Origin of the sequence: Rhodococcus sp. IEGM 1379 (assembly GCF_030056815.1) — a bacterium.
Taxonomy (GTDB): Bacteria; Actinomycetota; Actinomycetes; order Mycobacteriales; family Mycobacteriaceae; genus Rhodococcus_F.
In genome coordinates this window covers 1-626 of sequence record NZ_JASHKR010000197.1, presented here as the reverse complement: position 1 = coordinate 626, position 626 = coordinate 1, and the positions used below count along the sequence as shown (strand labels likewise).

Here is a 626-nt window from a genome sequence, read left to right as displayed (position 1 = left end):
ATGCTTCTGTGGGTGTGCGGGAGTTGTTCGAGGCATCGACGGTAGAAGGTTTGGCAGCACGGATCGGCGGATACGTCGGCGCAGGAGCACATTCCGCGCTTGTGCCGCAGGAACGTCCGGTTCGGATTCCGCTGTCGCTCGCGCAGCAGCGGATGTGGTTCCTCAACCGCTTCGATACTGCATCAACTGTCAACAACATCCCCGTGGCTGTGAGGTTGACAGGTAGCCTGGACGTCGACGCTCTTCGTACCGCGATTCTGGACGTCATCACACGGCACGAAGCACTTCGCACGCTGTACCCGGAAATCGAAGGCATCGGCTATCAGCAGATCCTCCAACCTGAAGCTGTCGAGCTTGCACTCGATGTGGCGCGGATCGACAAGGAGCAGTTGAACGCCGAACTGTATGCGTTCTTCGCCAAGCCTTTCGACGTCACCGTCGAGGTTCCGTTGCGGGCCAAGCTGTTCCAGGTTGCCGACAGCGAGTTCGTGCTTTCCTTCGTGATTCATCACATCTCCACCGACGGCTTCTCGATGGGGCCGTTGACTCGCGATGTGATGACTGCGTACTTCGCGCGTAGCAACGGACAAGCGCCCGCGTGGGCACCGTTGCCGGTGCAGTACGCC

1 protein-coding gene is annotated in these 626 nt (G+C 59.7%); it reads left to right on the top strand.

Annotation, left to right across the window (positions count from 1 at the left end):
* Positions 1-626: condensation domain-containing protein (locus QM600_RS29500; RefSeq protein WP_283265321.1), on the top strand; the 626-nt coding region annotated here is incomplete at both ends.